Genomic DNA, 12,842 nt, shown 5'->3' on the forward strand with positions numbered 1-12,842 from the left:
GCGTTTCCCTTTCCGGCGGTTCCGACTCTATCAGATCCTTTCGGCGTCTGACCCCCAGTCAGCGGGGTTTGTCTTCCCGGCCGTTGGGCCGTTCCGACGAGTGAGACTTTAGCGGATTCCTTGCCCCCGAGCTAATCGGGGGCGGCGTCCTTTCGAACGCGGATTCCTCAATTTCGCAAATACGCACGCCAAAACAGTCGACGCCGGGGCGCCGATGAGTGGCGGGGACTTGCGGAATGGCTGTCCGGGGACCGACCGGAGTCGGCGCTCACGTCGGACAACTCGGAGAACACTACGTAGCGAGGTGAGGTGTGTCAACTCTCCGCCGTGGAGCACTCCGGAGGGTGTACCGAGGGTTCAGTCCTTCTTGCCGGAGGCGAGTTCGCGGCTGCGGTCGCGGGCGGCTTCGAGGGCGGCGATGAGGGCGGCGCGGACGCCGTGGTTCTCCAGTTCGCGGATGGCGTTGATCGTCGTACCGGCCGGGGAGGTGACGTTCTCGCGGAGCCTGACGGGGTGCTCGCCGCTGTCGCGGAGCATCACGGCGGCGCCGATCGCGGACTGGACGATGAGGTCGTGGGCCTTGTCGCGGGGCAGGCCGAGCAGGATGCCGGCGTCGGTCATGGCCTCGACCAGGTAGAAGAAGTACGCCGGGCCGGAGCCGGACAGGGCGGTGCAGGCGTCCTGCTGGGACTCGGGGACGCGCAGTGTCTTGCCGACGGCGCCGAAGATCTCCTCGGCGTGCGCGACATGTGCCTCCGTGGCATGGGTGCCGGCGGAGATGACCGACATGGCCTCGTCGACGAGGGCGGGGGTGTTGGTCATGACGCGGACGACCGGGGTGCCCGCGGCCAGCCGCTCCTCGAAGAAGGAGGTGGGGATGCCGGCGGCGCCGCTGATGACCAGGCGGTCGGCGGGGAGGTGGGGGGCCAGTTCGTCCAGGAGCGTGCCCATGTCCTGCGGCTTGACCGTGAGGATCAGGGTGTCGGCGGTCTTGGCGGCCTCGGCGTTGGTGACCGGGGTGACTCCGTGGCGGGTGCGGAGTTCTTCGGCTCGCTCGGGGCGGCGGGCCGTGACCAGGAGGTCGGCGGGGGCCCAGCCGGCGCGGATCATTCCGCTGAGCAGGGCTTCGCCGATCTTGCCGGTGCCGAGGACTGCGACTTTCTGGCTCATGAAGGTCAGTCTGGCACCGGGGTGTGGGGGGTGGGCGTGGTTGTCCGGTGGGCGGACTCGCCGCCGGCAGGGGACTCAGGGCGTACGGCGGCGCAGTGTCGCGGCTCCCAGTGCCAGCACCAGGAACGCGCAGCCCGCCACGATCAGGACGTCCCGCACGAAGGTGGCGGTCATGTCGGTGTGGTGCAGGACCTGGTTCATGCCGTCGACGGCGTAGGACATGGGGAGGACGTCGGAGACGGCGCTCAGGACGGGGTGCATGTCGGAGCGGGGGGTGAACAGGCCGCAGAGGAGGAGCTGGGGGAAGATCACCGCCGGCATGAACTGCACCGCCTGGAACTCCGAGGCCGCGAAGGCCGAGACGAAGAGGCCGAGGGCCGTGCCGAGCAGGGCGTCGAGGAGGGCGACGAGCAGGAGCAGCCAGGGGGAGCCCGTCACGTCCAGGCCCAGGAACCAGACCGCCAGGCCCGTGGCCAGGGCCGACTGGACGATGGCGATGGCGCCGAAGGCGAGGGCGTAGCCGGCGATCAGGTCCGCCTTGCCGAGGGGCAGGGCGAGGAGGCGTTCGAGGGTGCCCGAGGTGCGTTCGCGCAGGGTGGCGATGGACGTGACCAGGAACATCGTGATCAGCGGGAAGATGCCGAGCAGGGAGGCGCCGATGTTGTCGAAGGTGCGGGGGCTCGCGTCGAAGACGTAGCGCAGCAGGACCAGCATCAGGCAGGGGATGAGGATCATCAGCGCGATCGTGCGCGGGTCGTGGCGCAGCTGGCGCAGGACCCGGGCCGCGGTGGCGGTGGTGCGGGAGGCGTTGAGCGCACCGGTCGCGGGGGTGGTCGTACTCATCGGGTCGGCTCCTGGGTGCGGTGTGCGGCGGCGGCTTCGTCGACGAGGTGGAGGAAGGCGGCTTCGACCGTGTCGGTGCCGGTGCGGGTGCGCAGGGCGTCGGGGGTGTCTCCCCCGTCCTCCGGCCGGGAGGTGCCTCCGGCGAGGATCTCGCCCTCCCGCATGAGGAGGAGGCGGTGGCAGCGCTCGGCCTCGTCCATGACGTGGGAGGAGACGAGGAGGGTGGCGCCGCGGGTGGCGGCGAGGTCGTGGAAGAGGTTCCACAGGTCGCGGCGGAGGACGGGGTCGAGGCCGACCGTCGGTTCGTCCAGGACGAGGAGTTCGGGGGTGCCGAGCAGGGCGACGGCCAGGGAGACGCGGCCGCGCTGACCGCCGGAGAGGTTGCCGGCGAGGGCGTCGGCGTGGCTGGTGAGGTCGACGTCGGCCATGGCCCGGGTGACGTGTTCGTGCCGGCGCTCGGCGGCGGCGCGGCCGGGGTCGAGGATCGCGGCGAAGTACTCGAGGTTCTGCCGGACGGTCAGGTCGTTGTAGACGGAGGGGGCCTGGGTGACGTAGCCGATGCGGCTGCGCAGGGTGGGGTGGCCGGACGGGTGGCCGAGGACGTTCAGGGTGCCGGTGACCTTGGCCTGGGTGCCGAGGATGGCGCGCATGAGGGTCGATTTGCCGCAGCCGGAGGGGCCGAGGAGGCCGGTGATCTGGCCGCGCGGGACGGTGAAGCGGAGGTGGTGCAGGACGGTGCGGGGGCCGCGGGCGACGGTGAGGTCGTCGGCATGGATGGCCGGGGTGGTGGGGACGGGCTGGAGGGGTGGCTCCGGCGCGTAATTCATCATGCGATGAATAATTGGCCCGGGTGGGCTCGGACGTCAAGTGGCGCGGCCAAGGGAGCGCAGGAGGGGGCGTTCTGGGGTGCGCAGGCGGCAGCGGCGGCCGGGGCAGGGCCGGCCGCCGCTGTGTGCGCAGGGGGACGTCGAGGTCAGGGCTTGGTGGCGCAGACGAGGAGCACGTCGTACGTCTCCTCGACGATCCCGTCCGGGAAGACCTTCAGCAGGTGGGCGCGCTCCTCTTCCAGGAAGGCGGTGCGGCGCTCCTCCGGCGTGACGAGAAGGAGCGAGTGGCTGCCGATGTTGCCGAGGTGGGTGTCGAGCGGGACGCGGCGGCTCCACCGGACCTTGCGGAGGGTGAGGTCCAGGCGTCCGCTGGGGTCGACCCGGTCGAGGCGCTCGGCGGCCCCGCGCTTCTCGGCGGCGATGTCCACGCCGAAGAAGCGGCCGGCGCGGTCGGTGCCCTCGGCGATCCAGTCGATGTCGAGGGCGTCGGTGTTCCACCACAGCGCCAGCGCGCCGCCGGGTCGCAGCACGCGCAGGGCCTCCGGAACCGAGTGGGCGGTGTCGGTCCAGTGCCAGGCCTGGGCGTACGTGACGAAGTCGGCGTGGGCGTCGGCGACGGGAAGGGCGTTGCCGCTGCCGCGGACGATCGGGATGTGCGGCAGCCCGCGGCGGAACTCGGCGGCCATGCCCCCGCCGGGTTCGACGGCGAGGACGTCGGCGCCGCGGGCGTGCAGCAGGGAGGTGGAGATACCGGTGCCGGCGCCGACGTCCACGACCTTGGCTCCGGTGAGCGACCGGCCGGCCAGTTCTTCGATCGCGTCGAAGAGGGCCGGGGGGTAGGAGGGGCGGTGCGCGGCGTACTCGGCGGCGGCGGTGTTGAAGGAGCGGGCCCGGGCCGAGGGGGCGGGTGGGGTCGGTGGCGGTGGCGTCGTGGTCATACGGCCATGGTGGCCGTACGGCGGAGGCGGTCGCAGCGGGTTTACCCGCCCGGAAACCCTACGTGCGCCGCTTCTTCTTCGACGGGTTGCCGGTGCGGCGGGTGGCGCGGCGTTCGTATGCCTCGCGTGCCGTGTCGTACTCCTCGCGGTGCAGCTTCTCGCCCGGGGCCTCGGTGAGGGAACGGAAGAAGTAGGCGAGCAGGGAGCCGACGAAGCCGATGGCGAGCAGGCCGCGCAGGGAGGCCTGGCGCTGTGGGTCGTGGCGCTTGCCGAAGCCCTCCCAGGTGTTGCGGAAGGCGAGCGCGCTGCAGATCGCGAACATGGCGATGACCAGCACGGTCACGAAGGAGCCGGTGTCGGCGATGCGGATGCCGTCGTAGGCGAAGCGGAGCACCAGGCAGGCGGCGACGGCCGCGGCGAGGGAGCCGACGGCGACACCGGCGCGGCGGGCCGCGTAGCCGTTGTCGTGGCTCACCCAGGAGGTGCCGAAGAAGCGCAGGGGCTCGGGGCGGGGGCCGCTGCCCGGGGCCGATCCGTCTGGGGAGCCCGCCGGGGTGTCCGGGGTGCCGGTTTCGTCGCTCACGCAACGATTATGGCGCCGGGCGGGGGCGGGCTCCGGACGGGGGCGGTCAGGCGCAGCGCGAGGCCACGTAGCCGTCGCTGCCGGTGTGGACGTAGGCGTCGGAGACGAACTCGCCGTTGTCGATGTTGTCCCAGATCATCGTGGTGCCGTACGGGCCGGAGACCGTCGTGCCCGGCGTCTGGCAGAAGATCGGGACGCGGGTGCCCTCGGGCAGGACCCGGGTGATGCCGTAGTTGGTGCCCGGGCCGCTGCGGACGTTCACGCGGACGCCGGGGGCGACCGCGTAGGTGCGCACGCCCGACTCCGCCGTCACGGCATCGCCCTCGGTGCCGTTCTCGACCTCTTCGGCGCGGTCGACATCCATGTGGAACCTCCCCCTTGAACCCCATGCTCGCCATGGGTGCCGGATTTCCCCGTAAACGGGTCACAGCACACGTGTGCGCGACTCGCGCGCGAAGGCTAGCAAGCCGCCTCTGTCCCGCACGAGTCATCGACTAGGCTCCGTGGGTCGCGCGCGCGGACGAACAGCACGGGGGTGGTCCCATGGCGCCACAGAGGAACACGAGGGCGGGCGCGGAAGCGGAACTTCCCGAGTACGCCGGTCACTACCACCTGGAGTCCCGTCTGGGGTCCGGTGGCATGGGCGTTGTCCACCTGGCCCGCAGCACCTCCGGGATGAAGCTCGCGGTGAAGGTCGTACATGCCGAGTTCGCCAGGGACCCCGAGTTCAGGGGACGTTTCCGGCAGGAGGTGGCGGCCGCCCGGAGGGTGAGCGGTGCCTTCACGGCGCCGGTCGTGGACGCCGATCCGGAGGCGGAACGGCCGTGGATGGCCACGCTGTTCATTCCGGGCCCGACCCTTTCCGACGAGGTGAAGCGGAACGGTCCCATGCCGGTGGCGCAGTTGCGCCGGCTGATGGCCGGACTGGCGGAGGCGCTGCGCGACATCCACCGGGTCGGGGTCGTCCACCGGGATCTGAAGCCGAGCAACGTGCTGCTCGCCGAGGACGGGCCGAAGGTCATCGACTTCGGCATCTCCCGGCCGAAGGACAGTGAGCTGCGCACCGAGACCGGCAAGCTGATCGGTACGCCGCCCTTCATGGCACCCGAGCAGTTCCGGCGCCCGCGGGAGGTGGGCCCGGCGGCGGACATCTTCGCGCTCGGGTCCGTGCTGGTGCACGCGGCGACCGGGCGCGGGCCGTTCGACTCCGACAGCCCGTACGTCGTCGCCTATCAGGTGGTGCACGACGAGCCCGATCTGACCGGGGTGCCGGAGAGTCTCGCGCCACTGGTGCTGCGGTGTCTGGCCAAGGAGCCCGAGGACCGGCCGACCCCCGACGAGCTGATGCGCGAACTGCGGTCGGTGGCGGCCTCCTACGACACGCAGGCGTTCATACCGGCGCAGCGGACGGGCGACGGGCCGGCTCCGCCCTCCCGTGCCGAGGAGTCCGGGCCGCCGGCCGGGCGGCGTGTCGGCAGGAAGGCGGCGGTGGGCGCCGGGGCGCTCGGGCTCGTCGTGGTCGCCGTGCTGGCCTCGGTCCAGTTGGCCGGGGGCGGCGACCGTACCCCGGCCGGTAGGAGCCCGCACACCAAGGTGGCCGCGTTCAGTTCCTGGGCGGCCCGGCCGGTGTCCGAGGCATCGGGGATGCCGCAGTGTTCGTACGGGGCGGGGACGTTGCTGTGTGCGCAGCCCGGCGGCGCCTTCGCCCTCTCCCCCACCGACGGAAGGCTTCTGTGGCACCGTTCCGCCGCGGCGGGCCGCACGAGCGGAGCACCGGTCCTGGCGGACTCCCTGGTGCAGTTCTGCTCGGACGGTGGCACGCTCCTGACGGCACTCGACCCGCGCTCCGGCGACGCGGTGTGGAAGCGGCGCCTGACCGACGACACGACGGTCCAGTACACCGGCGGCACGACCTTGCTCACCGGCGCCGACGGAACGGTCACCGGCGTGGACGGCGGGTCGGGCCGTACGAAATGGCAGCGGCGCCTTCCCGGCTACAGCACGCCGTCCTTCGCCTCGTTCGCCGAGGACCCGCTGGCGTACGCGACCACGACCTCCCAGGACGGGGCACACACGCGTGTCACCGCGGTGGATCCGGAGACGGGTGCGGTGCGCTGGAAGGCATCGCTGAGCGGGGTGCTGAAGCCCGTCGGCAGCCAGGGCGGCTCCCTCTTCTTCCTGGCCGGCGACAGGGCCTCCGGGGCGACGGACGCCGTCGTCCGCTACACACCGCTCTCGAAGGTGTCGCGCCGGGTGGCGCTGGCGGTCCCGCGGCTGTCTCCGCAGGCCGGTGTCCACGGCGACACGGTGTATCTGCTGGCCGCGGAAGGCTCGCTGGAAGCCGTGGACCTGGCCGCCGGTAGGCGGCTGTGGCATCTGGAAACGTCTGTCAGCCGTGGCTCGGCCCCGGTCGGCGACGGTGCGCACGTCTACTTCACCGCGGCCGACGGACGTCTGCTGGCCGTCGACGCGCACGACGGGCGCCTCCTCGGACAGACTCCGCCGCGGCTCGGCGCCGACGCGGACAAGGTCGCCACCAGCCTGCCGACGCCCCTGGTCGTCGACGGTCGTGTCTACGCCGGCGCCCCCGACGGAACCGTGTTCGGCGTCGCCGCGCGCGATCCGGCCGCGTGGTGACGCGGACGACGCGAAGGGGCCGCCCCCACGCGGAGCGGTCCCTTCGGTCTGCCTGGGGTCAGCCCAGCTTGCTCACGTCGCGGACCGCGCCCTTGTCCGCGCTGGTCGCCATCGCCGCGTAGGCGCGCAGGGCCTGGGAGACCTTGCGCTCGCGGTTGTGGGGGGCGTAGACGCCGTTCAGCAACTGGTCGCGGCGGGTCAGTTCGGCCTCGTCGACCAGCAGGTCGATCGTGCGGTTCGGGATGTCGATGCGGATGCGGTCGCCGTCCTGGACCAGGGCGATGGTGCCGCCGGAGGCCGCTTCGGGGGAGGCGTGGCCGATGGAGAGGCCGGAGGTGCCGCCGGAGAAGCGGCCGTCGGTGATCAGGGCGCAGGTCTTGCCGAGGCCGCGGCCCTTCAGGTACGAGGTCGGGTACAGCATCTCCTGCATGCCGGGGCCGCCCTTGGGGCCCTCGTAGCGGATGACGACGACGTCGCCGTCCTTGACCTCGTGGGTGAGGATGCGCTGGACGGCCTCCTCCTGGGACTCGCAGACGACCGCCGCGCCCTCGAAGGTCCAGATCGACTCGTCCACGCCGGCCGTCTTGACCACGCAGCCGTCGACCGCCAGGTTGCCCCTGAGCACCGCGAGGCCGCCGTCCTTGGAGTACGCGTGCTCGGCGGAGCGGATGCAGCCGCCCTCGGCGTCGTCGTCCAGGGACTCCCAGCGCTCGGACTGGGAGAAGGCCTCGGCGGAGCGGACACAGCCGGGCGCCGCGTGCCACAGCTCGACCGCCTCGGGCGACGGGCTGCCGCCGCGGACGTCCCACGTCTTCAGCCAGTCCGCGAGGGAGGGGCTGTGGACGGCGTGCACGTCCTCGTTGAGCAGGCCCGCGCGGTGCAGCTCGCCGAGCAGGGCCGGGATGCCGCCGGCGCGGTGCACGTCCTCCATGTAGTACGTGCGGTCCTTCCCGACGTTCGGCGCGACCTTGGCCAGGCAGGGGACGCGGCGCGAGACGGCGTCGATCTGCTCCAGGCCGAAGGGGACGCCCGCCTCCTGGGCGGCGGCCAGCAGGTGCAGGATCGTGTTGGTGGAGCCGCCCATCGCGATGTCCAGGGCCATGGCGTTCTCGAAGGCCTGGAAAGTGGCGACGTTGAGCGGCAGGACCGACTCGTCGTCCTGCTCGTAGTACCGGCGGGTGATGTCCATGACCGTGCGGGCCGCGTCGACGTAGAGCTGCTTGCGCGCGGTGTGGGTGGCGAGGACCGAGCCGTTGCCGGGGAGGGAGAGGCCGATGGCCTCGGTCAGGCAGTTCATCGAGTTGGCGGTGAACATGCCGGAACAGCTGCCACAGGTCGGGCAGGCGTTCTCCTCGATACGGAGGATGTCCTCGTCGGAGATCTTCTCGTTCACGGCGTCGGAGATCGCGTCGACCAGGTCGAGCGTGCGGACCGTGCCGTCGACCAGCGTGGCCCGGCCGGACTCCATCGGGCCGCCGGAGACGAAGACCGTCGGGATGTTCAGGCGCAGGGCCGCCATCAGCATGCCCGGGGTGATCTTGTCGCAGTTGGAGATGCAGACCAGGGCGTCGGCGCAGTGGGCCTCCACCATGTACTCCACCGAGTCCGCGATCAGGTCCCGGGAGGGGAGGCTGTAGAGCATGCCGCCGTGGCCCATGGCGATGCCGTCGTCCACGGCGATGGTGTTGAACTCGCGCGGGATGCCGCCCGCCTCCGTGATCGCCTCGCTGACGATCCGGCCGACCGGCTGGAGGTGGGTGTGGCCCGGCACGAACTCGGTGAAGGAGTTCGCGACGGCGATGATCGGCTTCCGGCCGATGTCCGCACCGGGTACACCGGAGGCGCGCATCAGGGCGCGGGCGCCCGCCATATTGCGTCCGTGGGTGACTGTGCGGGACCTCAGCTCGGGCATCGTCGCTCGCTCCTTCAGACAGATAGGGCTGCTACTGAGCGTACGCCGGTCATCCAGGGGGCGGGACAAGGTGTCCGGAATACGGGATGCCCGTCTTGGCGTCAGGGGCGCCGCACCGGGTCCCCCAGGGGCCGCAAGGGGGTCCTCAGGGGCTCGTCAGATGTCCTTGTACGACGGGGGCCACGCGCGCGATGATCTGCTCCAGGTCCGCCGACGCCAGCGGCTCCAGCTTGATCACGTAGCGCATCATCGCCGCGCCCACCAGCTGCGCGGCGGCCAGCTCGGCGCGCAGTTCCGCGTCCGGCAGGTCCACCTGGGCGGCGATACGGCGCAGCAGCTGGGAGGCGACGAGCCGGCGGAACACGGCGGCCGCGGTCTCGTTGTTGACGGCCGAGCGGAGGATGGCCAGCAGCGGGGTCCGGGTCGTGGGGTTCTCCCAGATGCCGAAGACGAAGCGGGTCATCCGCTCCCCCACCCCGTCCAGCGGGCCTTCGGCGATCGCGGCCGGCCCGTCGAGCGCGGGCGCGAAGGCCACGGCGATGGCGGCCTCGAAGACCTGTTCCTTGGTGCCGAAGTAGTGGTGGACGAGCGCGGAGTCGACACCGGCCGCCTTGGCGATGCCGCGGACGGAGGTCTTCTCGTAACCGCGCTCGGAGAACTCCTCGCGGGCCGCGGTGAGGATCCGGTCGCGGGTGTCGGCGGATTCGGCGCGCGGGGGTCTGCCTCTTCTGCGGGGGGCCGGGGCGTGGGCGGCCGGCTCGTGGCTCGACGGGTCGTGGGCGGCCGGGAGGCCGGGCTGGGGCGGGTTCTCGCTCATGGCCGTGGCACCCGTACCGCCGAGGCCAGGTGTTTGCGGGTGAAGGCCAGGGCCTCGGCGAGGTCGGCCTCGCGTTCGGCGCTGGACATCGCCCGCCGGGTGTTGACCTCGATCACGACATGGCCGTCGAACCCGCTGACCACGAGGTGCTCCAGCAGTTCGGCGCACGGCTGGGTGCCGCGGCCGGGCACCAGGTGCTCGTCCTTGGCGGAGCCCCGGCCGTCGGCGAGGTGGACGTGGCCGAGGCGGTCGCCCATGCGGTCGATCATCTCCAGGGCGTCGGTGCGGGCCGTCGCCGTGTGGCTGAGGTCGATCGTGAAGTGCCGGTAGTCGTGCTGGGTGACGTCCCAGTCGGGGGCGTACGCGAGCATCTCGCGGTCGCGGTAGCGCCACGGGTACATGTTCTCGACCGCGAACCGTACGTCCGTCTCGTCCGCCATCCGCCAGATCCCGTCGACGAAGTCGCGCGCGTACTGCCGCTGCCAGCGGAAGGGCGGGTGTACGACGACGGTGGCGGCGCCCAGCTTCTCCGCGGCCGCACGGGCCCGCTGGAGCTTGACCCAGGGGTCGGTCGACCAGACCCGCTGGGTGATCAGCAGGCAGGGGGCGTGGACGGCCAGGACCGGGACACCGTGGTAGTCCGACAGCCGGCGCAGCGCCTCGACGTCCTGGCTGACCGGGTCGGTCCACACCATGACCTCGACGCCGTCGTACCCGAGGCGCGCGGCGATCTCGAAGGCCGTCGCCGTGGACTCCGGGTAGACGGAGGCTGTCGACAGCGCGACGGGGACGTCCCTGGGTTCAGCCACGGATGCCACCTTAAGGGGTGGAGTGGCTCCGGTGTTTGGTGGCTATTCGCCGTTGTGAGCTTTGCCATTCGGCGGATGCGGCGGCGTCGCTCGCGCCCGCGCGGCACAGCCGCCTGTCGGCACAGCCCCGCCCCCCTTCGGGTCGCTAGGCGGATCCCATGTGGTCGAGGCGCCGGAGGATGACGCCCTCGCGCAACGCCCACGGGCAGACCTCCAGGCTCTCCACGCCGAAGAGGTCCATCGCCGCCTCGGCCACCAGGGCCCCCGCCAGGAGCTGGCCGGCCCGGCCCTCCGAGACGCCGGGGAGTTCGCCGCGCTGGTCCGCCGTCATGCTCGCCAGGCGCGGCACCCAGGCCTCCAGGGACTCGCGCTTGAGTTCCCGCTGGACGTAGAGGCCCTCGGCGCTGCGGGCGGCGCCGGCGATGCGGGCGAGCTGCTTGAAGGTCTTGGAGGTGGCGACGACGTGGTCGGGGGCGCCGAAGCGGCTGAATTCGCCGACGGTACGGGCGATCTCCGTACGCACATGGCGGCGCAGGGCGCGGACGTCCTCGGGGGCGGGCGGGTCGCCGGGCAGCCAGCCCGCGGTGAGCCGGCCGGCGCCGAGCGGCAGGGAGGCGGCGGCGTCCGGCTCCTCGTCTATGCCGTAGGCGATCTCCAGGGAGCCGCCGCCGATGTCCAGGACCAGCAGTTTTCCGGCGGACCAGCCGAACCAGCGGCGGACGGCGAGGAAGGTGAGGCGGGCCTCCTCCGCGCCGGTGAGGACCTGGAGCCGTACGCCGGTCTCGTCGGCCACGCGCGCGAGGACGTCGTCGGCGTTGCCGGCTTCGCGGACGGCGGAGGTCGCGAAGGGCAGCAGGTCCTCCACGCCCTTGTCCTCGGCGGCCTGGAGTGCGTCCTGTACGACCGCGACCAGCTGATGGATGCCGTCGTCATCGATGGCACCGCTGTCGTCGAGCAGTTGGGCGAGCCGAAGGTCGGCCTTGTGGGAATGCGCGGGCAGCGGGCGCGCGCCGGGGTGGGCGTCCACCACCAGCAGATGCACCGTGTTCGAACCCACGTCCAGGACACCGAGTCTCATATACGGAACGCTACTGCCAGAACGCCGGCCGACGGTCCCCGGAGCGGGCCTTCGCCACTTACCCTGGACAGGTGCCAAAGACGAAAAAGGCGAAGGATCCCAAATCCTCCAAGGGAGTGAAGGATTCTGCGCAGGCAAAGGCGTCGTCCATGTCCAAGAAGTCCAAGAAGGCCGGGCAGGCCCCGAAGTCGAGCGACGAGACGGGGCTCGACTTCGCGCGCGCCTGGGTGGAGTTTCCTGATCCGGCGGACGACGAGCAGGTCTTCCGCTGTGATCTGACATGGCTGACCTCTCGCTGGAACTGCATCTTCGGCAGCGGCTGCCAGGGCATCCAGGCGGGCCGCGCGGACGACGGGTGCTGCTCGCTGGGCGCGCACTTCTCCGACGAGGACGACGAGAAGCGGGTCGCCGGCCATGTGGCGCGGCTCACCCCGGAGGTCTGGCAGCACCACGCCGAGGGCACGCGGAACGGCTGGGTGTCGAAGGACGAGGAGGGCTCCCGGCAGACGAGGCCCTTCCAGGGCTCCTGCATCTTCCAGAACCGGCCCGGATTCGCGGGCGGCGCGGGCTGCTCGCTGCACATCCTCGCCCTGAAGGAGGGCCGGGAGCCGCTGGAGACCAAGCCGGACGTGTGCTGGCAGCTGCCGATCCGGCGGACCTTCGACTGGATCGACCGCCCCGACGACACGCGGGTGCTCCAGGTGTCCATCGGCGAGTACGACCGCCGGGGCTGGGGTCCGGGCGGTCATGACCTGCACTGGTGGTGCACATCGGCGACCTCCGCGCACGGAGCGGGCGATCCGGTGTACGTCTCCTACCGGGCCGAGCTGACGGAACTGATGGGCAAGGCGGGGTACGACCGCCTCGTCGAGCTCTGCGAACAGCGACTGGCATCGCAACTGCCCGTACTCGCCCCCCACCCGGCAGACCCGCCCCGGTAACTCCACAACCCCACGCCTTCGCCCACCCACCCGCCTCGGTCGGCCGAGAAGGGGACCGACGGGGGCAGGAGTCGGCGTATCGCGGGAGGGCGACGTGCGGCCGTCCGCAGGGGGCGGGGTGGCACCGCTTCGCCAGGGGGCTGCGCGCCGGTTCGGCCCGGGCGGGAGCCGCGCGAGGCGGGAAGAGCCGAACACCTGCCCCTAGCTTCCGGACGGGCTCGGTGTGTCGCTGTCGGAGTGTGTCGGGGTTGGGGACGGGGAGTCCGGTGGGGTTGTCGGGGATGTAG

At 71.8% G+C, this 12,842-nt stretch carries 12 protein-coding genes; 2 read left to right on the forward strand and 10 right to left on the reverse strand.

Going from position 1 to position 12,842, the window contains the following annotated elements; all coding sequences use genetic code 11:
- Positions 1-357 precede the first annotated feature (357 nt).
- The 6 genes from proC to ADK64_RS40755 all read right to left on the reverse strand — a co-directional run bounded on the left by proC (position 358) and on the right by ADK64_RS40755 (position 4,725).
- Positions 358-1,170: a pyrroline-5-carboxylate reductase gene (proC, locus tag ADK64_RS40730; RefSeq protein WP_053667299.1), complete on the reverse strand. Its 813-nt coding sequence runs from the start codon at positions 1,168-1,170 to the stop codon at positions 358-360.
- 75 nt (positions 1,171-1,245) lie between these two features.
- Complete coding sequence (locus tag ADK64_RS40735; RefSeq protein ID WP_053667300.1) at positions 1,246-2,013, reverse strand: ABC transporter permease; 768 nt, start codon at positions 2,011-2,013, stop codon at positions 1,246-1,248.
- Complete coding sequence (locus tag ADK64_RS40740) at positions 2,010-2,843, reverse strand: ABC transporter ATP-binding protein (protein WP_053667301.1); 834 nt, start codon at positions 2,841-2,843, stop codon at positions 2,010-2,012. The genes ADK64_RS40735 and ADK64_RS40740 overlap by 4 nt, the downstream gene beginning before the upstream one ends.
- Before the next feature lie 143 nt (positions 2,844-2,986).
- Positions 2,987-3,778 carry a class I SAM-dependent methyltransferase gene (locus tag ADK64_RS40745; protein WP_053667302.1) on the reverse strand — a complete coding sequence of 264 codons (792 nt, stop codon included), beginning with the start codon at positions 3,776-3,778 and terminating at the stop codon, positions 2,987-2,989.
- Between the two features lie 58 nt (positions 3,779-3,836).
- Entirely contained in the window at positions 3,837-4,361 is a 525-nt protein-coding gene (locus ADK64_RS40750; protein ID WP_053667303.1) for a hypothetical protein, read from the reverse strand.
- Between the two features lie 46 nt (positions 4,362-4,407).
- Entirely contained in the window at positions 4,408-4,725 is a 318-nt protein-coding gene (locus tag ADK64_RS40755) for an SH3 domain-containing protein (protein WP_053667304.1), read from the reverse strand.
- 179 nt (positions 4,726-4,904) lie between these two features.
- Here ADK64_RS40755 and ADK64_RS40760 point away from each other — a divergent pair, with 179 nt between their 5' ends.
- Complete coding sequence (locus ADK64_RS40760; protein WP_053667305.1) at positions 4,905-6,998, forward strand: serine/threonine-protein kinase; 2,094 nt, start codon at positions 4,905-4,907, stop codon at positions 6,996-6,998.
- A 58-nt stretch (positions 6,999-7,056) separates the two neighbouring features.
- Here ADK64_RS40760 and ilvD read toward each other — a convergent pair whose 3' ends face one another.
- The 4 genes from ilvD to ADK64_RS40780 form a co-directional block, all read right to left on the reverse strand.
- A complete protein-coding gene (gene ilvD / locus ADK64_RS40765) occupies positions 7,057-8,910 on the reverse strand; it encodes a dihydroxy-acid dehydratase (protein ID WP_053667306.1) in 1,854 nt (617 codons plus the stop codon).
- A gap of 145 nt (positions 8,911-9,055) precedes the next feature.
- Complete coding sequence (locus tag ADK64_RS40770; RefSeq protein WP_053667307.1) at positions 9,056-9,727, reverse strand: TetR/AcrR family transcriptional regulator; 672 nt, start codon at positions 9,725-9,727, stop codon at positions 9,056-9,058.
- The gene (locus ADK64_RS40775; protein WP_053667308.1) at positions 9,724-10,536 is read right to left on the reverse strand and encodes a sugar phosphate isomerase/epimerase family protein; all 813 of its coding nucleotides are present in this window, start codon (positions 10,534-10,536) and stop codon (positions 9,724-9,726) included. Before ADK64_RS40775 ends, ADK64_RS40770 begins: the two co-directional genes overlap by 4 nt.
- A 145-nt stretch (positions 10,537-10,681) precedes the next feature.
- Complete coding sequence (locus ADK64_RS40780; RefSeq protein ID WP_053667309.1) at positions 10,682-11,614, reverse strand: Ppx/GppA phosphatase family protein; 933 nt, start codon at positions 11,612-11,614, stop codon at positions 10,682-10,684.
- Positions 11,615-11,685: 71 nt separating this feature from the next.
- Between ADK64_RS40780 and ADK64_RS40785 the strand changes: the two genes are divergently transcribed.
- Entirely contained in the window at positions 11,686-12,555 is an 870-nt protein-coding gene (locus ADK64_RS40785; RefSeq protein ID WP_078993152.1) for a hypothetical protein, read from the forward strand.
- Positions 12,556-12,842 lie beyond the last annotated feature (287 nt).

The organism is Streptomyces sp. MMG1121, from assembly GCF_001280015.1.
Classification (GTDB): Bacteria; Actinomycetota; Actinomycetes; order Streptomycetales; family Streptomycetaceae; genus Streptomyces.